This window comes from Aggregatibacter sp. 2125159857 (assembly GCF_017798005.1).
In the GTDB taxonomy this organism is placed as follows: Bacteria; Pseudomonadota; Gammaproteobacteria; order Enterobacterales; family Pasteurellaceae; genus Aggregatibacter.
In genome coordinates this window covers 817,553-836,488 of sequence record NZ_CP072548.1, presented here as the reverse complement: position 1 = coordinate 836,488, position 18,936 = coordinate 817,553, and the positions used below count along the sequence as shown (strand labels likewise).

Here is an 18,936-nt window from a genome sequence, read left to right as displayed (position 1 = left end):
TTTTATGGGTTTTCCTTCCTATCTTTTGGCATTTCTTCTTTGATCCGTTGGCGGAAACGCCCTGCCGCCATGTGGTAAAACGGCTTCGGATTAAATTGGCGTGAAATAATGGAGGAAATCAGGCAGCAAATCAATAGCCAAATTAATACAGGTTGGCAGCCGGTCATTTCCATGACAATAATGCTGGCGGTGACCGGCGATTGGGTCGCACCCGCAAGAAATGCCGCCATACATAACAACACCAGCAAGCGCTGGTCGACTGAACCGTCAGTAAAGGCGGCAACTTGTACACCGAGTCCTGCGCCGATGGTAAGCGATGGGGTGAAAATACCGCCGGCAATGCCTGTCCAATATGTGCCTACTGTGGCGAACAATTTCATGATGCCAATGTCGCTTTGTACCGCTTGTCCATCGAGTGCTTGGGTGACAACTTGGTAGCCGGTGCCGTAAGTTTGTCCATTGGTGTAAACCCCAAGTGCGGTCAAAATTAGGCCTAAAATAATGGCGGTGAAAATAGGGTGCTTGCGTATCCAATGACGACAGAAAGGTAAGGTTCCGGCTGCGCCTTTGATTAACAAACGGCCGAAAATTCCCCCACTGATACCACTCACAGCACCACAAACTAAAACCCATAAACATAAATAAGGCATATCGGTTACGCCACGATATGTGGGGAAATAGGGGTTGTTACCTTCAATCGCCACTAAAATAAAACCAGCGGCGAGTACGCCTAACAATACGCGTCGTTCCCAACGCAATAACACGCCACGTCCTAATTCTTCGATAGCAAAAATAACGCCGGCTAAAGGCGCATTAAATGCGGCGGCGAGACCACCGGCTGCCCCGGTTGCCATCAGTTCATTCGCACTCAATCCGGTAAATGCCACGCCATATTTTCGGCACAAGTTGCCCCACCATAACATCACGGCTGCACCGACTTGTACGGACGGCCCTTCCCGTCCAACGGAGGCGCCGATAAGCATCGCTAAAAACGTGAGTGGAATTTTCCATAGAGTCTGTCCAAAGGCGACTAAACGGTTTTTATTGGCTTGATGAGGCAGGCTAAGGGAGGCAATGACTTGCGGAATGCCACTGCCACCGACATAAGGTGTGTATTTGGCGACGAACCAGGTTAAGAGCGCCAAACCGCCGGGCAAGATAAACCAAACGGCAATCGGATGTTGCTGTGTCCATTGGGCGTTCCATTCCAAGCCCAAATCCGCAAGTTTGGCAAAGCCAAGGGAAAACAGCGAGACCAAGCTGGCGCCGATCAGTAAACAGGTAAACTCAACGCTTTTATGGGAGATTCGATAGGTTTGACGTAATTTCTTGTGTAAAACATACCGCACTTTAATGGCGTTATGACGTAAAAAAAGAAGCACAGTGTTCATGATGAGGTTAATGTTGGGTGATGAGGTTAAAATTTTTTCACATAGAAAATTTTTTGTTCGAATTTTATACCAATAAAAAGCCCTTTGTTAGAAATTTGTTCAAAATCTTTACATTAGGAGCCGAAATTCGACACGATATTCACTTGCCTTTCTTTTAAAATGAAGACGTTCGCAAGGAGTAGGTTGTATGTCGAATAAATAGTTTGTGAATAGCTTGGCTATTCGGATTAAGTCAATAAACAAAAATCAAGGAGATTATTATGGCTTTCAATCTTAAAAACAGACACTTATTAAGTCTTGTTAATCACTCAGAACGTGAAATCAAATATTTATTAGATTTATCCCGAGACTTAAAAAGAGCAAAATATGCCGGTACCGAACAACAAAAATTAAAAGGCAAAAACATTGCGCTAATTTTTGAAAAAACCTCCACCCGTACCCGTTGCGCTTTTGAAGTCGCTGCTTATGACCAAGGCGCCCAAGTCACTTACATCGATCCAAATTCATCTCAAATTGGCCACAAAGAAAGTATGAAAGACACTGCCCGCGTATTAGGCAGAATGTACGATGCTATTGAATATCGTGGTTTCAAACAAGAAATTGTGGACGAATTAGCAGAATATGCCGGTGTGCCGGTGTTCAACGGTTTAACCGATGAATTCCACCCAACACAAATGTTGGCGGACGTGCTAACCATGATTGAAAACTGCGATAAACCATTAAGTGAAATCAAATATGTTTACATCGGTGATGCGCGCAACAACATGGGTAACTCCTTGTTATTAATAGGTGCTAAATTGGGTATGGATGTACGTATTTGTGGACCGAAAGCCTTATTGCCGGATGCAGAGTTAGTTGACATGTGCGAAAAATTTGCAAAACAAAGTGGTGCACGCATTACGGTAACCGATGATATTGATAAAGCCGTGAAAGGCGTTGATTTCGTGCACACTGACGTATGGGTTTCTATGGGTGAACCATTAGAAACCTGGGGCGAACGCATTAAATTATTATTACCTTATCAAGTTACACCTGAATTGATGAAACGCACCGGCAATCCACGTGTGAAATTCATGCACTGCTTACCGGCATTCCACAACAGTGAAACCAAAGTGGGTCGCCAAATTGCAGAAAAATACCCTGAATTAGCCAATGGTATTGAAGTGACCGAAGATGTCTTTGAATCTCCAATGAATGTGGCTTTCGAACAAGCGGAAAACCGCATGCACACCATTAAAGCCGTACTTTATTCCAGCTTAATTTAAGAGGTGGTATATGAGAATTGTTATTGCATTAGGTGGAAATGCCTTGTTGCGTCGCGGCGAGCCGCTCACCGCTGAGAACCAGCGATTAAACGTGCGTATTGCTTGCGAACAAATTGCGAAGATTTATCCAAACAACGAATTGGTCATCGCACATGGTAATGGTCCACAAGTAGGTTTGTTAGCATTACAAAGTGCAGCCTATAAAGAAGTACCTCCTTATCCGTTAGATGTATTGGGGGCAGAATCTGTGGGTATGATTGGTTACATGATTGAACAAGAATTAGGTAACTTAGTGCCGTTTGAAGTGCCGTTTGCCACATTGTTATCACAAGTGGAAGTGGATATAAACGACCCGGCATTTAAAAACCCAACTAAACCAATCGGTCCGGTGTATTCCAAAGAAGAAGCCGAACGTTTGGCAAAAGAGAAAAACTGGAGCATTGCACAAGACGGTGATAAATATCGTCGAGTGGTGCCAAGTCCGTTACCAAAACGCATTTTTGAAATCAATCCGGTGAAATGGTTGCTAGAAAAAGGCAGTATCGTGATTTGCGCCGGTGGTGGCGGTATTCCGACTTACTACGATGAGCAACATAATTTGCGCGGCGTAGAAGCGGTTATCGATAAAGACTTATGTTCTGCACTACTTGCCGATAATCTGGAAGCAGATTTATTCATTATCGCGACTGATGTGTCAGCAACCTTTGTAGATTGGGGCAAACCAACACAAAAAGCTATTGCGTCAGCACCACCGGATGAAATTGAAAAAATGGGCTTTGCCGCCGGTTCTATGGGACCGAAAGTACAGGCGGCAGTGAATTTTGCACGTAGTACCGGTAAAGATGCGGTGATCGGTTCACTTTCCGATATCGTTGATATTGTGAAAGGTAAAGCCGGCACACGTATCACGAATAAAGTGAAAGAAATTTCTTATTATTCATAATAATAAACTCACTTTGAGTATTTTAGCAGTTCAAAGTAGAATGTGCGGTCGGCATGGTTGATGAATGATTATGCCGATCTGCTAACTTCGATATTGACGAGGAGTCTGCTATGGAAGCGTCTAATAAAAAAAAGGTCTTTAATTTCCCATCAGCGTTCACGATTTTATTCTTCATTTTAATCCTTGCGGTGGGATTAACATGGGTTATTCCTTCCGGTTCCTATTCTAAGTTGACCTATAATACGACCGAAAAAGTCTTTGTAGTAAAAGCTTATGGTGAGCAAGATAAAACTTATCCTGCTACGGAAGAAACCTTAAATAATCTTAATATCAAAATTAAACTCTCCAATTTCACCGAAGGGGTGATCAAAAAACCGATTGCCATTCCGGGCACTTATCAACGTATTGAACAACATTACAAAGGTATCAAAGATATTCCTATCAGCATGGTGGAAGGAACCATCGAAGCGGTGGATGTGATGGTGTTCATCTTCGTGCTGGGCGGTATGATCGGTGTGATTAATAGAACAGGGTCATTTAACGCAGGGCTCATGGCACTAGCACGGCGCACGAAAGGCAATGAATTTATGATTGTATTTAGTGTTGCCGTGTTGATGGTGTTAGGCGGTACAACTTGCGGTATCGAAGAAGAAGCTGTTGCGTTTTATCCGATTTTAGTGCCGGTATTTTTAGCGCTGGGATATGATGCCATCATCTGTGTTGGTGCAATTTTCCTAGCTTCCTCCATGGGTACAGCGTTTTCCACAATTAACCCATTCTCAGTGGTTATCGCGTCTAATGCTGCTGGTATTCAATTTACCGAAGGGATTGGATTCCGTGCCATTGGTCTCTTGTTAGGGGCAACTTGCGTGATTGCTTACTTATATTGGTATGGTAAGAAAGTCAAAGCAGATCCGAGTTTTTCCTATACTTATGAAGATAGAGAAGAGTTTTATCATCGTTATATGAAAAACTTTGATCCGAATACCGTACTAGAATTTACCTTAAGAAGAAAACTGATCTTAATCCTCTTCTGTATTGCTTTCCCAATCATGATTTGGGGGGTAATGGCTGGCGGTTGGTGGTTCCCACAAATGGCTGCTTCTTTCTTGTCCATCACGATTATCATTATGTTTATCAGTGGCTTGAAAGAAAAAGATATTGTGGAATCCTTTACTGAAGGGGCTTCCGAATTGGTTGGTGTGTCCTTGATTATCGGTTTGGCGCGTGGTGTAAACTTAGTGCTTGAACAAGGTATGATTTCCGATACCATTTTGGATTACATGTCTAACCTTGTAAGTGGTATGCCGGGTAGCGTCTTTATCCTCGGTCAATTAGTGGTCTTCATTTTCTTAGGTCTTATCGTGCCATCTTCTTCCGGTTTGGCCGTGCTTTCCATGCCAATTATGGCACCGCTTGCCGACGCCGTGGGAATTCCGCGTGATATCGTGGTTTCTGCCTATAACTGGGGTCAATACGCCATGTTATTCTTGGCACCAACCGGCTTGGTGTTGGTGACATTACAAATGTTACATATTCCATTCAATAAATGGGTGAAATTTGTGATGCCGATGATTGGTTGCTTATTGGTCATCGGGGCAATCTTACTGGTTGTTCAAGTTTCCTTGTATAGCGTTTAAAAGTAAATTTCATAAAGGCCACCTATGTCACAGTTTTTCATAGGTGGCCTTGTTATAATGCGCTCGCTGTTTCTTTTCTAAAAAAGGATTTTTTTATGTTGAAGAAATTATTCGATAACATTGATACGCGCATTTTAAGAGCTTTACAACGCAACGGACGCTTACAAAATAATGAACTTGCCAATGAAATCGGGCTATCAAATTCAGCGTGTTTACGCCGAGTCAATCATCTTGAAGAAAATGGCGTCATTGATAGCTATGTGGCGTTATTAAACCCCAAGAAAGTCAATTGTCATTTAATCGTTTATGTTCAAGGCACTTTTTTTGAAGAAGATTCAGAACTCAAAGAGCGGTTCATTTTTGAGATAAAATTAATTCCGCAAGTTTTGGAATGCCACTTAATGGCAGGGAGCTATGATTTTTTACTCAAAATGTGCGTTGCCGATTTAGATCAATTCAATAGCATCAAAAATACCTATCTCACTAAAAATATTGGCATCAAAACCCTCAAATCTGAAGTTGCCTTAAAAACGGTAAAATCCACCACCGAGTTGCCATTATAAATATCAATTAATGCTCATAAAAAAACGGATTTCGATATCACACCGAAATCCGTTAATTTTTCCGTTTTACTTCATGCCATTATTTTTGACGCATTGCTGGGAATAAAATCACATCGCGGATGGATGGGGCGTTGGCGTAAAGCATGGCGAGACGGTCGATACCCAAGCCTTCGCCGGCTGTTGGTGGCAAGCCGTGTTCAAGGGCGACAACGAAATCTTCGTCTTTAAACATCGCTTCATCATCACCGGCTTCTTTGGCGGCTACTTGGGCATCAAAACGTTCATTTTGATCTTCGGCATCGTTTAATTCGGAGAAACCGTTACCGATTTCACGTCCGCCGATGAAGAGTTCAAAACGATCGGTGACTTCCGGGTTTTCATCGTTACGACGTGCCAACGGTGAAATTTCCGCCGGGTGTGCCATTAAGAAAGTCGGTTGAATTAAATGATGCTCTGCCACTTCTTCAAAAATGGCGTTGACAATGCTGCCTAAACCCCAAGATTTTTGCACTTCGATACCTAAACGTGCGGCAACTGCTTTCGCACGATCAATATCATATAAATCTTCTTTGACAATACCTTTGTCTGCCCCGTATTTAATGGTGGCGTCATGTAAGGTAATACGCTCAAATGGTTTGCCAAAGTCAAATTCGTATTCACCGTATTTTACAATCGTTGTGCCTAAAATATCGATAGCAAGTTTGCGTAACAATTCTTCGGTATTATCCATTAAATCATGATAGTCGGCATAGGCTTGGTAGTATTCAAGCATAGTGAATTCCGGATTGTGACGAACGGAAACGCCTTCGTTACGGAAGTTACGGTTCAATTCAAATACGCGCTCAAAACCACCGACCACTAAGCGTTTTAAGTAAAGCTCAGGGGCAATACGCAAATACATATCTACGTCTAATGCGTTGTGGTGTGTCACGAAAGGACGTGCTGAGGCACCGCCCGGGATGACTTGTAACATCGGAGTTTCTACTTCCATAAATCCTTTGGAAATGAAGTAGTCACGAATACCGGCAACCACTTTTGAACGAATGATAAAAGTGCGGCGGGATTCTTCGTTAGAAATTAAATCCAAGTAACGTTGACGATAACGTACTTCTTGGTCAGTTAAGCCATGGAATTTATCCGGTAACGGGCGCAATGCTTTGGTCAGCAATTGTACTTCGGTGGCTTTAACGGTGAGCTCGTTGGTTTTGGTTTTGAATAATGAGCCTTTTACGCCTACGATATCGCCTAAATCCCAGTGGCCGACATCATTGGCATACACGCCTTCAGGTAGATTGTCGCGTGCAACATAAAGCTGGATTTTACCGCTCATATCTTGGATGGTGATAAACGTAGCTTTACCCATAGCACGACGCGTCATGATACGACCGGCAACCGCCACTTCAATATGTTGTTCTTTTAATGCTTCGCCTTCTTCCGCATCATATTTATCATGCAAATCTTGGGCAAGTGCGTCACGACGGAATTGGTTTGGAAACGCATTACCTTTCGCGCGCAGGGCAGCTAATTTTTCACGACGGACTAACATTTCGCCGTTTAAATCTAACTCTTTTACTTCTTGTTCTGACATTTTTGTTTACCTTTAATTTTAAAAAAACGTGTTTAAAAACGACCGCACTTTTACAGTCCGGCCTTGAGACTGGCTTCGATAAACCGATCTAGATCACCGTCTAATACGGCTTGTGTATTGCGGTTTTCTACACCGGTACGTAAATCTTTAATACGAGAATCATCTAACACATAAGAACGAATTTGGCTGCCCCAGCCGATGTCGGATTTGTTGTCTTCCATGGCTTGTTTGTCGGCATTTTTCTTTTGCAATTCCAATTCGTACAACTTCGCTTTCAGTTGTTTCATTGCCTGATCTTTGTTCTTGTGTTGGGAACGATCGTTCTGACATTGCACCACAATGCCGCTTGGCATGTGGGTGATGCGCACCGCACTTTCGGTTTTGTTCACATGCTGACCGCCGGCGCCGGAGGCGCGATACACATCGATACGCAAATCGGCAGGATTGATTTCGATATCAATATCGTCGTCAATTTCAGGATAGACGAAAGCTGCGCTGAATGAGGTATGGCGACGGTTATTGGAATCAAACGGGCTTTTACGCACCAAACGATGAATACCGGTTTCCGTGCGTAGCCAGCCGAAGGCATATTCGCCACTGACACGAATTGTCGCCGATTTAACGCCGGCTACATCGCCATCGGAGACTTCCATTAATTCGGTTTTGAATCCTTTGCTTTCCGCCCAACGCAAATACATACGAAGTAACATTTCCGTCCAGTCTTGCGCTTCGGTACCGCCGGATCCTGCTTGCAAATCTACATAACAATCACACGCATCGTGTTCGCCACTGAACATACGGCGAAATTCCAGTTTGGCGAGTTGTTGTTCCAGTTCGTCTAATTCGGCAACGGCTTCGTTGAAGGTGCCTTCGTCTTCCGCTTCTACGGCGAGTTCCAACAAGCCGTCCACATCTTCCAAGCCTTGCTCTAAAGTTTTAATGGTGTTGACCACCTGTTCTAAAGAAACGCGCTCTTTGCCGAGTGCTTGCGCTTTCTCTGCGTCGTTCCATACATCAGGCTGTTCCAATTCGGCGTTGACTTCTTCTAAACGCTCGGTTTTGGCGTCGAAGTCAAAGATACCCCCGAAGCACGGAAGTGCGGTCGGTTAAATCGGTGATTTTATTTTTGATAGGATTGATTTCAAACATGATGATTAACTGTGTTTAAAGACTAAATTAAGTGCGAAATTATAAGGGATTTTCCATAGATTTGGTAGGGCGAAAAAAAGGTTCATCATGAAAATTGAATCGGGCTTTTGCATAAGCTGCCAATTGCTTTTATAATTCGCACTTCTTTTCACTATTTCACAATTTAGGAACAAAAAATGAAAAAAATTATGACCGTACTTTCTCTTTTGGCAATGTCTGCCGGTGCTATGGCAGATGATGCTGCGCTAAAAAATAAGCTGGAAAAGTTAGGCGTAAAAGACATTGAAATTCAATCCTCTCCGATTAAAGGATTACGCACTGTAATTAGCGATCAAGGCGTTTTTTATGCTGAAGAAGGCGGAGACTATTTACTGCAAGGGAATATTTATAAGTTGAGCGATAAAGGCATTAGCAATATTTCCAACAATGTATTAATGGACAAATTAAACGCCTTAACCAGCGAAATGATTGTCTATCCGGCGAAAAATGAAAAACACGTTGTCACCGTTTTCATGGATATCACTTGCCATTACTGTCATTTATTGCATCAACAAATCAAAGAATATAACGATTTAGGCATTACCATTCGCTATCTTGCCTTCCCACGCGGTGGCACAGACAGCAAAACGGCCAGCCAAATGGAAGCGATTTTCACCGCGAAAGATCCGGCATTTGCGCTAAATGAAGCGGAAAACGGCAATTTACCAAAAGAATTGAAAACACCGAATATTGTCAAAAAACACTATAATCTTGGCATTCAATTTGGCGTGAATGGCACACCGACCATTGTTACCTCTAAAGGGGAAATTATCGGCGGCTATTTAAAACCACGTGAATTATTAGCCGAGTTAGAAGGCTAATCTAGGTTTCCTTGTGCAAAAACGTATCTTACGCCGTGATGTGCCGGCAGGCGATAAACTCTGTGACGATCCCTTGTTGGATCGTCTTTATCGTTCGCGCCACATTAAAAACGCCAACCAATTAGACCGCACTTTAAATGCTATGCACCATCCGAACCTTATGTCGGGCATGGATACCGCGGTAACCTTTCTTCTTGAAGCTTATCAAAAACAACAGAACATCGTCATTGTGGGCGATTTCGATGCCGACGGCGCAACTAGTACCGCATTGGCGGTGCTCGCACTACGTCAGTTGGGCTTTGCCAATGTTGCCTATTTAGTGCCGAACCGTTTCGAGCAAGGTTACGGATTAAGTGTTGCCGTCGCACAAGAGGCTTTGGCTTTAGGCGTTGAGTTGTTAATGACCGTGGATAATGGCGTTTCTTCCCATGAGGGCGTCGCCTTTTTAAAGGCACAGGGTGTGAAAGTGATCGTGACTGATCACCACTTGCCACCGGAAACGTTGCCGAACGCCGATGCCATTGTGAATCCGAATTTGGCGCATTGCGGTTTTCCCTCCAAACATCTGGCGGGTGTGGGCGTTACTTTTTATCTTATGCTTGCCTTGCGGGCGAAATTCCGTGAACTTGGTCTATTTGATGCAAAAAATCAGCCGAATTTCACGGAATTGTTAGATTTGGTGGCGTTAGGCACGGTATCCGATGTGGTGCCATTGGATCAAAATAACCGCATTTTAGTCTATCAAGGCATTGCCCGTATTTGCGCCGAGCGTTGTCGTTGCGGCATTCGTGCCTTGGCAGAAGTAGCGAAGCGGGATGTGACCCGTTTCGTGGCGGCGGATTTAGGCTTTTCCATTGGGCCACGTTTAAATGCAGCGGGACGGCTGGATAATATGTCCGTGGGCGTGGAGCTTTTGTTAGCCGAAAACATGGAAACGGCTCGCGCGTTGGCATTAGAGCTGGATGGATTAAATCAAGCGCGCAAAGAAATTGAGCAAGGCATGAAGTTAGAAGCTTTAACCATCTGCCAAAATTTGTTTGCAAATGCCACCGCACTTGAAACAGAAATCCCCTACGCTATCGTATTGTATCAAGCCGATTGGCACCAAGGTGTGCTAGGGATTCTCGCCTCACGCATTAAAGATCAATTCCATCGCCCGGTGATTGCATTTGCGCAAGATCAAGCAGGCATTTTGAAAGGGTCTGCGCGCTCCATCCCCGGGTTACATATTCGCGATGTGCTGGAGCGGGTTTATTCACAGCATCCAGATTTGATCCTTAAATTTGGCGGACACGCCATGGCGGCAGGATTGAGTATTCCGGAAAGTCGCTTTGACGATTTTCGTCAGATTTTTAATCAGACGGTCAGCGAATTATTGGCGGAAGATCAATTACAAGGCACGATTTGGACTGACGGCGAATTACATGCGAATTTGTTGAACTTGGCAACGGCAGAAACTTTGCGTCAAGGCGGGCCTTGGGGACAGGCATTTCCTGAACCCATGTTCGACGGTGAATTTAAAATTCTGCAACAACGTTTAGTGGGCGAAAAACATTTGAAAATGATGGTAGAGCCAAAGCTTGGTGGACCGTTGTTGGATGCTATCGCCTTTAACGTAGATACACGCTATTATCCTGATTTATCTGTAAAAACGGCAAGATTCGTCTATAAACTCGACATTAATGAGTTTCGTGGCAATCGCGATGTTCAGCTGTTGGTGGATTATATTGAACCCTTGGAAAGTTAGGCACATGATGTCAAGGCTTAGATTACTCATCGTTTTATTCTTTATCAGCGGATTTGCCGTTGCGCAAGAAAGCGTGTCTCATCTGCCTGCGGTAGATGAAGCCAGCCGCCTGTTTGAAGAAGGCAAAGACTATTTTTCTTACCAAGAACCAATCCTGCTGCCGTCTCGAAAAGATCATCGCATTCCGATTCAATTCTTTTTTGATTACGATTGTCGTGTTTGCTCTTCTGCCCAAGACATCCTTGAACTTTATAGTCAAATTAACCGCGATCGCGTGGTATTAACCGAATATCCGGTAGCAACCGCGAAAACGCGTTTTTCTGCAACGGTTTTTTATAGTTTGCAAGCGTTAAATGCCGATAACTTGTCTTCCGCCTTGCTGTTTGAAACCGCTGAAAAAAGCCAATATACGAAACTCTCTCAAATGGATAATCTGTTGGCATGGCTTGGGCGACAAGGCATTGAGCGCAACCGTTTTTTACAAACCTATTCTTCAGAACAAATTAAACAACAGGTGGATGAGGCAATACGTTTAACCGAAGATTACGGCGTGTTTACCTTTCCTTATGTCATTATTGACGGCAAATATGTGTTGACCGCGAGTACCTTATATAATGACGATTATGCCCTCGCGGTATTAGATTTTTTAATTAACAAAAAACAATAGCAAACCAGTACAAAGGATAGTTATGAAAATCGGGATTGTTGGCGCAATGGCGCAAGAAGTAGAAATTTTAGTCAATTTAATGACAGATAAGATCGTGACAAAATTGGCCTCCGGCACGATTTATGAAGGCAACATTCAAGGAAAACATGTTGCCTTGTTGCAATCCGGTATCGGCAAAGTTGCGGCTGCCATGGGCACGACCGCGTTATTGCAATTAGCCAAACCTGATCTTGTGATTAATACCGGTTCTGCCGGTGGCGTGGCGGAAGGTTTGAACATAGGCGATGTGATCGTTTCTACTGAAACCCAATATCATGATGCGGATGTGACGGCTTTCGGTTATGCCAAAGGGCAATTACCGGCGTGTCCGGTCACGTTTGTGTCTGATACCAAACTTGTTGAGCTGGCAGAGCGCGTTGCTACGCAATTAGGGCAACATGTGAAACGTGGTTTGATTTGTTCCGGCGACAGTTTTATTCAAGGCGGTGAACGGTTGGCGCAAATTAAGCAGGATTTCCCGAAGGTGATTGCCGTGGAAATGGAAGCCACCGCGATTGCGCAAGTGTGCCATGCGTTTAACGTGCCTTTTGTGGTGGTTCGTGCGATTTCTGATGCGGGGGATGGCAAGGCGAATATGTCCTTTGAAGAATTCCTTCCGTTGGCGGCAAAACAATCTTCTGACATGATCGTTGCGATGTTGGCAGAATTGAATTAATCCTTTCTTTCCGCGTGCGGTGTCTATCGTACGCGGACGACATATTCTAACCTATCTCTCTCATTTTTCGTCTGTTTTTCTAAAAAACACTTGATTCTAGAGTTACTCCATATTTTATCATGAGCCAAACTTAACGATAAAAGGAGACATCAAATGAAATTTCTAAAAACAAGTGTAATTTGTACCGCACTTTTCGCTGCATCCCTTGCTAACGCGCATAACGTTTGGTTAGAGCCCGTTAAAGACGCTAATGCTGCTGGGCAATATGTGGTGAAATTTGGTCACGAACAGACAGAAGCTTACCCTGAACAAAAATTGAAAGCGGTTAAATTGCTGGATAGTAAAGGCAATGTCACTAACGCAACCTACCAATTTAAAGAAGGCGAAGCTTATCTTAATGCGGAGAAAGCTTCACAAGTGTTTATTCGTTTTGATAACGGTGTTTGGTCTAAATTGCCAAGCGGTAAATATGTAGAAAAAACCAAACAACAAGAACCAACGGCAGAATTGTCTGTGAATCCGGTGAAATTCGGTAAAGCCGTATTACACTGGGACGACCAAGCGATGAAAGCACACGGCATGGAATATGAATTAGTGCCTCAAGCACAACCAAAAGCCGGAAAACCATTGTCGATTTTAGTGTTACACAAAGGCAAACCGGTGAAAGACATTAAAGTGGGATTAGGTGAAGATGCACCGTTCAATTTAACCAATGAGAAAGGTATCGCTGAGTTTACCCCACAAGCAGGCTACAACAAAGTTTGGGCTGAATTTGAGGAAAATGTTAAAGACAATCCGGATTACGATAGCCGCTCAGTGGAATATATGCTGACCTTTAATGCCGAGTAATCGAATGAAAAAAGCGTTGCGTATTCTGACCGCACTTTTTCCTTTGTTGGTTGCCCCTCATGCTTTGGCGCACGCACTTTATGTGTTCGCCCAGTATGATGGGCAAACTGTCACGGGAAAATCCTATTATTCCGATATGACCCCTGCTGCGGAAACCTATGTGGAAGTTTTACGCCATGGGGAAAATCAGCCATTGATGACGGGGAAAACCGATAACCGTGGTTATTTTCACTTTCCATTAGTGGTCGAACCGAAAGTCGCCTTAAAAGTGGTGGTTGAAGGGGAAGAAGGACATCGGGCGACTGTGGTGGCGGATCGCATCACCGCAACGTCAAATGCGCCAACGCAAGCGAGCGATGAAAGCCTGTTACTGTTGCGGGAGGATATTGCGCAGTTACGCGACAAGATTTACCTGCACGATATTTTAGGTGGCATTGGCTACATCGTCGGTATTGCGGGCATTGCCGCTTGGTTAAGCGCCCGTAAATTAAGAAAAGGGCGTTAATAATGCATTTGTCGGAAGGCGTATTGCATACGCCGGTGTTATTAGCAGGCGTTGCTTTGGCGGGAGTCGGTGTTGCTGTCGGATTACGTCGTTTAGAGAGTGAACGTTTGCCTTTAACGGCGTTGTTTGCGGCGGCATTTTTTGTTGCAGGCACCATTCATGTTCCCGTGGGCATCGGCAGCGTTCACTTGATTTTAAATGGCATGGCAGGTTTATTTCTTGGCTGGGCAGTATTCCCGGCCTTTCTGATTGCCTTGTTGTTACAGGTGCTGTTTTTTTCCTTCGGTGGCTTTGCCGTATTGGGCGTAAACTTGTGTGTGATGGCGTTGCCGGCAGTGGCGGCACATTACTTATTACGGGGCTATTTGCAGCCTGACATGGGGTTCATGGCGAAACTGTTCACCGGCGTGGGTGCCAGCGTAATTGGCGTAGGCGGCGCGGGGGCGTTAGCCTCTCTTGTCTTGGCTCTGGACGGTGGCAAACATTATCAGGATTTAATCGCCTTGTTGTTGCTGTCTCATCTGCCTGTATTTGTGTTGGATAGTATTATCAGCTACGGCGTGATTTCTCTCCTCAGCAAAATGTACCCGAGTGCATTACAATCTATTGGCACTTCACTGAACGTTGACGATACCAAACGGTGCGCACAATGAGCCCCGTTTTTCAGCGTTTTTTTCTACCGCACTTTTTTGCTCCTCACTTGCGCCTGATTTACCTATTCCTTTGGGGCATGGTGATCAGTGCCTTATCTCAACCTTCTTTGTTGCTATGGTTAAACGGAATCACCTTAATCTTATTGGTGGTCTTGATTTATCGTAGTCGATATCCTTATTTTCCTTATCTAAAACGTTGGTTAGTCTTCAATGGCTTTACTTTATTACTTTGGGCAACCTTAAGTTGGCATATTGGCGCTGATGGTGTTGAACTTAATCCCGAGGGTATGGATACGGCGCTGTTAATTAGCTTACGCATGAACTTGTTGCTGTTTTCCGTATGGTTATTGTTGTGGAAAATGAATGACACGGTGTTGGTACAAGCCATTGGTAAATTGCCCTTGCCGCCCAAATTCATTTGGCTTTTTGTTCTCACGGTGCGTTATATTGCGCTGTTAGGTGAACTGCAACAAAAAATGGATTTGGCGATGCGTGCACGAGGTTATCATGCCGGATTAAATCGCCGAACGTTGTATGTCACTGCACAACGGGTTGCGCTTTTACTGGTGCATGCGTTACTCAAAGCTGAGACGGCACAAATCGCGCTAAAATGTCGTGGCTTTCGCTTTGGTGAAAAGACAAATTTAAGTGGTGAAAAATGACGGTTTTACAAGTCAACGGATTGCAAATTAAACGAGGTGAACGGCAGATTATCGACAATCTGTCTTTTCAAATTGAAGAAGGTCAGCGCTTTTTTGTGCAGGGCGAAATCGGCACAGGTAAAACTACTTTATTGCTTGCTTTGTTAGGCTTTGTGCCTGTTGCGCGCGGTGAGATTCGTCTATTCGGACAATTGTGTCGAGAAGAAAAAGATTTTGCGCCTTTTCGTGGTACCGTGGGGCTTTGTTTTCAGCACGCCGATGATCAACTGTTTGGGCCAACTGTGTTGGACGATGTTGCCTTCGGACCGTTAAATCAAGGCTTGTCTCACCAACAGGCGTATGCGGTGGCTTTACAGCAACTGGAACGCTTAGGGATTGCTCATTTGCAGGATCGCACCGTACATACGTTGTCCGGCGGGGAAAAAAATTTCACGGCATTGGCAGGCGTGTTAGCGATGCAACCGAAAATGTTATTGTTAGACGAGCCGACGAATGGATTGGATCGTAAAAATACGGAAAAATTGACCGCACTTTTGCGTGAGCTGTCGCTGCCTATGTTGGTAGCCTCTCATCATCAAGGATTTACGGCTGAATTGGCCGATAATGTTCTGACTTTATGATCTCAATCAACCCGAAAAATCAAAGGTTGTGCTACCCTAACGGGGTTTTTTGTAACCAGATAGTTAAGGGGCAATATTATGTGTACAACTTGTGGTTGTGGACATCCTGAACAAGTCAGAATCGGTGAGGTAGCACACTCTCATCATGACCATGACGGCACACAAAGTGCGGTCAAAAATCCGAACTTTTCTCATTTCAAATTTCACTCGGTAGAATCGGCTTCTGAAGCCAATGAAACACAAAAACGCCTGTTGAAAGTGGAACAGGACGTGTTAGGCAAAAACAATCAAATCGCGGCGCACAACCGCTTTCTTTTCCAGCAACAACATATTCTTGCACTGAATTTGGTGTCCAGCCCGGGTTCCGGTAAAACCACCTTGCTCACCACCACGTTAAACGCGCTGAAAAATGACCGCACTTGTTATGTGATCGAAGGCGATCAACAAACGGAAAATGATGCGGACCGTATTCGTGCCACCGGCGTCGCCGCCATTCAAGTCAACACGGGCAAGGGCTGCCATTTAGATGCACAAATGATCAACGACGCCTTGTTCAAACTTGAGCCGAAACAAGACAGCCTACTGTTTATTGAAAACGTGGGTAATCTGGTTTGTCCGTCTGAATTTGATTTGGGTGAAAAAGCCAAAGTGGTGATTTTGTCCGTCACTGAAGGTGAAGACAAACCGCTGAAATACCCGCACATGTTTGCGGCGTCTAAGTTAATGATTTTAAATAAAGTCGATTTATTGCCATACCTTCATTTTGATGTGGAAAAATGTATTGCTTACGCCAAACAAGTGAACCCGCAAATTGAAGTGATTCAACTTTCTGCGACCACCGGCGAAGGCTTAAAAGCTTGGTTGGATTGGTTACAGGCACAATAAGGATTGTGGAACAAAATGCAGTTTATTGATGAGTTTCGTGATCCGAAATTAGCCAAAAGTTTAGTCAATTGCCTGAATGAATTAATGGCGAAATTGCCGCAATATACGGCGGAAAATCCGCTCTATTTAATGGAAGTTTGCGGTGGGCATACGCATACCATTTTTAAATTCGGTTTAGATCGTTTGTTGCCGAAGAGCATTGAATTTATCCATGGTCCCGGTTGCCCTGTATGTGTCTTGCCGATGGGACGCATTGATGTGTGCATTGAAATTGCGCAGAAACCGGATGTCATTTTCTGCACCTTTGGCGATGCTATGCGCGTGAAAGGGCGTCGTGGTTCCTTGTTGGAAGCCAAAGCGAAAGGCGCCGATGTACGCATCGTGTATTCACCGTTGGATGCGATGAATATCGCAGTGAACAATCCTGACAAAAAAGTGGTGTTCTTTTCTCTTGGTTTTGAAACCACCATGCCAAGTGCCGCGGTGACTTTGCAGCAGGCGAATAAATTAAATATTCAGAATTTCTGGGTGGTCTGCCAAAACATTACCATCATTCCAACGCTACACAGTTTGCTTTCACAAGATTATGTAAAAATTGACGGCTTCCTTGCACCGGGGCATGTGAGCATGGTGATCGGCACGTCGCCTTATCAATCCATTGTGGATAAATACCACAAACCTTTCGTCATCACGGGCTTTGAGCCGTTAGATATTTTACAAGCTATTGTGATGTTGGTGCAGCAATTTGTGGATGGACGTTGCGAAATTGAAAATCAATATAAACGTATCGTGCATTCTGAAGGGAATTTATTAGCGCAACAAGCCATGCGCGAAGTGTTCCAACTGAAAAAATCCAGCGAATGGCGTGGCTTAGGTGAAATTGAAGAGTCGGGTGTAGAACTGACAGACGCTTATAAACGCTTTGATGCAGAAGTGTATTTCCACAGCCAACCGCAACAAGTGGCGGATGACCCGAATTCTCGTTGCGGCGACGTGCTCACCGGCAAATGTAAACCTTCAGATTGCCCGTTATTTGGCACGCAATGTAACCCGGACAATGCCTATGGCGCGTTGATGGTGTCCTCAGAGGGGGCGTGTGCCGCCTATTATCAATATCGGAGAGAATAATGACAGATTTCATCACCATGGCGCACGGCAACGGCGGCGGTGCCATGCAAAAACTCATTCAGGATTACTTCGTCGAAGCCTTTGATAATCCCATTCTTGCGCAAGGGGAAGATCAAGCCCGTTTGCCCTTAGCTGAGCTCATGGCACAAGGGAAACAACTTTCTTTTAGTACCGACAGTTTCGTTATCGACCCGATTTTCTTTCCCGGTGGCAATATCGGCAAACTTGCTGTGTGCGGTACATTAAACGATGTGGCGGTGTGTGGCGCCGTGCCGAAATATCTCTCTTGCGGTTTTATTTTAGAAGAAGGCTTGCCCTTAGCCGAACTCAAAGACATCATTCAAGCTATGGCAGAAGCCTGCCAGGCTGCCGGTGTGCAAGTGGTGACGGGTGACACCAAAGTGGTGCAAAAAGGTGCGGTGGATAAAATCTTCATTAACACCAGCGGCATCGGGGTTATTCCGCAAGGCATCGATTGGGGGATGCATCGTATTGAAGCGGGCGACAAGATTATCGTCAGCGGCACCATTGGTGAACACGGCGCAACCATTCTCAATTTGCGCGAAAACCTGGGGATTCAAACGGATCTCAAAAGCGACTGCGCGGTTCTTGCGCCACTCATCGATTTATTGCGCCCGATTGAGGGCGTAAAAGCCGTACGTGACGCCACTCGTGGTGGTGTGAATGCAGTATTGCACGAATTTGCCGCCGCCCAACAATTAGGCATGCAAATCAACGAAGACGATTTACCCATCCGTTCTGAAGTGCGTGGCATTTGCGAATTACTTGGGTTAGAAGCCTTAAACTTCGCTAACGAGGGTAAACTGGTGATCATCGCCTCTCCTGAAAAAACACCTGAAATTCTGACCGCACTTCATTCCCATGAATTAGGCAAAAATGCCACCGTGATTGGCGAAGTGACGACGGATAAAAAAGTCAGATTATTAGGCGGTTTCGGGCAGTCACGGTTGCTGGATTTACCGATGAATGAGCCGTTGCCGAGGATTTGTTAGGTTGTTCTACTTTCTTGCTTGTGCAAGAAAGTAGCAAAGAACACACCCCGGATAAATTGCTGCTCCTCCCTTTATTGTCATTTTCTTCACGGA

General features: G+C 44.6%; 19 protein-coding genes. 16 read left to right on the top strand and 3 right to left on the bottom strand.

Translation table 11 applies throughout. The features are described from left to right. Positions 1–2: 2 nt before the first annotated feature. Positions 3–1,391 carry a chloride channel protein gene (locus tag J5X96_RS04270; RefSeq protein ID WP_209364502.1) on the bottom strand — a complete coding sequence of 463 codons (1,389 nt, stop codon included), beginning with the start codon at positions 1,389–1,391 and terminating at the stop codon, positions 3–5. A 260-nt stretch (positions 1,392–1,651) separates the two neighbouring features. On the opposite strand from J5X96_RS04270, the gene J5X96_RS04265 reads away from it, so the two are divergent. The 4 genes from J5X96_RS04265 (at position 1,652) to J5X96_RS04250 (ending at position 5,802) form a co-directional block, all read left to right on the top strand. Beyond that, positions 1,652–2,656, top strand: coding sequence for an ornithine carbamoyltransferase (locus tag J5X96_RS04265; protein ID WP_005715736.1), 1,005 nt, complete (start codon positions 1,652–1,654; stop codon positions 2,654–2,656). 10 nt (positions 2,657–2,666) lie between these two features. Next, a complete protein-coding gene (gene arcC / locus J5X96_RS04260; protein WP_048750166.1) occupies positions 2,667–3,599 on the top strand; it encodes a carbamate kinase in 933 nt (310 codons plus the stop codon). 110 nt (positions 3,600–3,709) lie between these two features. Beyond that, entirely contained in the window at positions 3,710–5,239 is a 1,530-nt protein-coding gene (locus J5X96_RS04255; RefSeq protein ID WP_209364501.1) for a YfcC family protein, read from the top strand. Positions 5,240–5,334: 95 nt separating this feature from the next. Then, positions 5,335–5,802 (top strand): Lrp/AsnC family transcriptional regulator, encoded by a 468-nt coding sequence (locus tag J5X96_RS04250; RefSeq protein ID WP_209364500.1) that lies wholly within the window; start codon positions 5,335–5,337, stop codon positions 5,800–5,802. Between the two features lie 79 nt (positions 5,803–5,881). Here the strand turns inward: J5X96_RS04250 and lysS are convergent, their stop codons facing one another. Both lysS and prfB read right to left on the bottom strand, forming a co-directional pair. Further along, complete coding sequence (gene lysS / locus J5X96_RS04245; RefSeq protein WP_209364499.1) at positions 5,882–7,390, bottom strand: lysine--tRNA ligase; 1,509 nt, start codon at positions 7,388–7,390, stop codon at positions 5,882–5,884. A 50-nt stretch (positions 7,391–7,440) separates the two neighbouring features. Next, a protein-coding gene (gene prfB, locus J5X96_RS04240; protein ID WP_209364498.1) for a peptide chain release factor 2 occupies positions 7,441–8,539 on the bottom strand; the annotation gives its coding sequence in 2 pieces (ribosomal slippage) (positions 7,441–8,463 and positions 8,465–8,539; 1,098 coding nt in all). A 176-nt stretch (positions 8,540–8,715) separates the two neighbouring features. Here prfB and dsbC point away from each other — a divergent pair. The 12 genes from dsbC (at position 8,716) to hypE (ending at position 18,843) form a co-directional block, all read left to right on the top strand. After that, complete coding sequence (dsbC, locus tag J5X96_RS04235; protein WP_209364497.1) at positions 8,716–9,399, top strand: bifunctional protein-disulfide isomerase/oxidoreductase DsbC; 684 nt, start codon at positions 8,716–8,718, stop codon at positions 9,397–9,399. Positions 9,400–9,412: 13 nt separating this feature from the next. Then, positions 9,413–11,146 (top strand): single-stranded-DNA-specific exonuclease RecJ, encoded by a 1,734-nt coding sequence (gene recJ / locus J5X96_RS04230; protein ID WP_209364496.1) that lies wholly within the window; start codon positions 9,413–9,415, stop codon positions 11,144–11,146. Positions 11,147–11,153: 7 nt separating this feature from the next. Further along, positions 11,154–11,813: a thiol:disulfide interchange protein DsbA/DsbL gene (locus J5X96_RS04225; RefSeq protein WP_209364763.1), complete on the top strand. Its 660-nt coding sequence runs from the start codon at positions 11,154–11,156 to the stop codon at positions 11,811–11,813. 22 nt (positions 11,814–11,835) lie between these two features. Beyond that, positions 11,836–12,528, top strand: a complete 693-nt coding sequence (locus J5X96_RS04220; RefSeq protein WP_209364495.1) for a 5'-methylthioadenosine/adenosylhomocysteine nucleosidase — start codon at positions 11,836–11,838, stop codon at positions 12,526–12,528. A 153-nt stretch (positions 12,529–12,681) separates the two neighbouring features. Continuing rightward, positions 12,682–13,377, top strand: coding sequence for a DUF4198 domain-containing protein (locus tag J5X96_RS04215; RefSeq protein ID WP_209364494.1), 696 nt, complete (start codon positions 12,682–12,684; stop codon positions 13,375–13,377). A 4-nt stretch (positions 13,378–13,381) separates the two neighbouring features. After that, on the top strand, positions 13,382–13,882 hold the full coding sequence (locus tag J5X96_RS04210) for a carboxypeptidase regulatory-like domain-containing protein (protein ID WP_209364493.1): 501 nt from the start codon (positions 13,382–13,384) through the stop codon (positions 13,880–13,882). A 2-nt stretch (positions 13,883–13,884) separates the two neighbouring features. Next, entirely contained in the window at positions 13,885–14,535 is a 651-nt protein-coding gene (cbiM, locus tag J5X96_RS04205; protein ID WP_209364492.1) for a cobalt transporter CbiM, read from the top strand. Beyond that, positions 14,532–15,197, top strand: a complete 666-nt coding sequence (locus J5X96_RS04200; protein ID WP_209364491.1) for an energy-coupling factor transporter transmembrane protein EcfT — start codon at positions 14,532–14,534, stop codon at positions 15,195–15,197. The genes cbiM and J5X96_RS04200 overlap by 4 nt, the downstream gene beginning before the upstream one ends. Then, entirely contained in the window at positions 15,194–15,817 is a 624-nt protein-coding gene (locus J5X96_RS04195; RefSeq protein WP_209364490.1) for an energy-coupling factor ABC transporter ATP-binding protein, read from the top strand. Before J5X96_RS04200 ends, J5X96_RS04195 begins: the two co-directional genes overlap by 4 nt. 78 nt (positions 15,818–15,895) lie before the next feature. Next, positions 15,896–16,702, top strand: coding sequence for a hydrogenase nickel incorporation protein HypB (gene hypB / locus J5X96_RS04190; protein WP_209364489.1), 807 nt, complete (start codon positions 15,896–15,898; stop codon positions 16,700–16,702). 15 nt (positions 16,703–16,717) lie between these two features. Beyond that, positions 16,718–17,830: a hydrogenase formation protein HypD gene (gene hypD, locus J5X96_RS04185; RefSeq protein ID WP_021616544.1), complete on the top strand. Its 1,113-nt coding sequence runs from the start codon at positions 16,718–16,720 to the stop codon at positions 17,828–17,830. Then, positions 17,830–18,843, top strand: coding sequence for a hydrogenase expression/formation protein HypE (hypE, locus tag J5X96_RS04180; RefSeq protein ID WP_209364488.1), 1,014 nt, complete (start codon positions 17,830–17,832; stop codon positions 18,841–18,843). The genes hypD and hypE overlap by 1 nt, the downstream gene beginning before the upstream one ends. Positions 18,844–18,936: the final 93 nt, after the last annotated feature.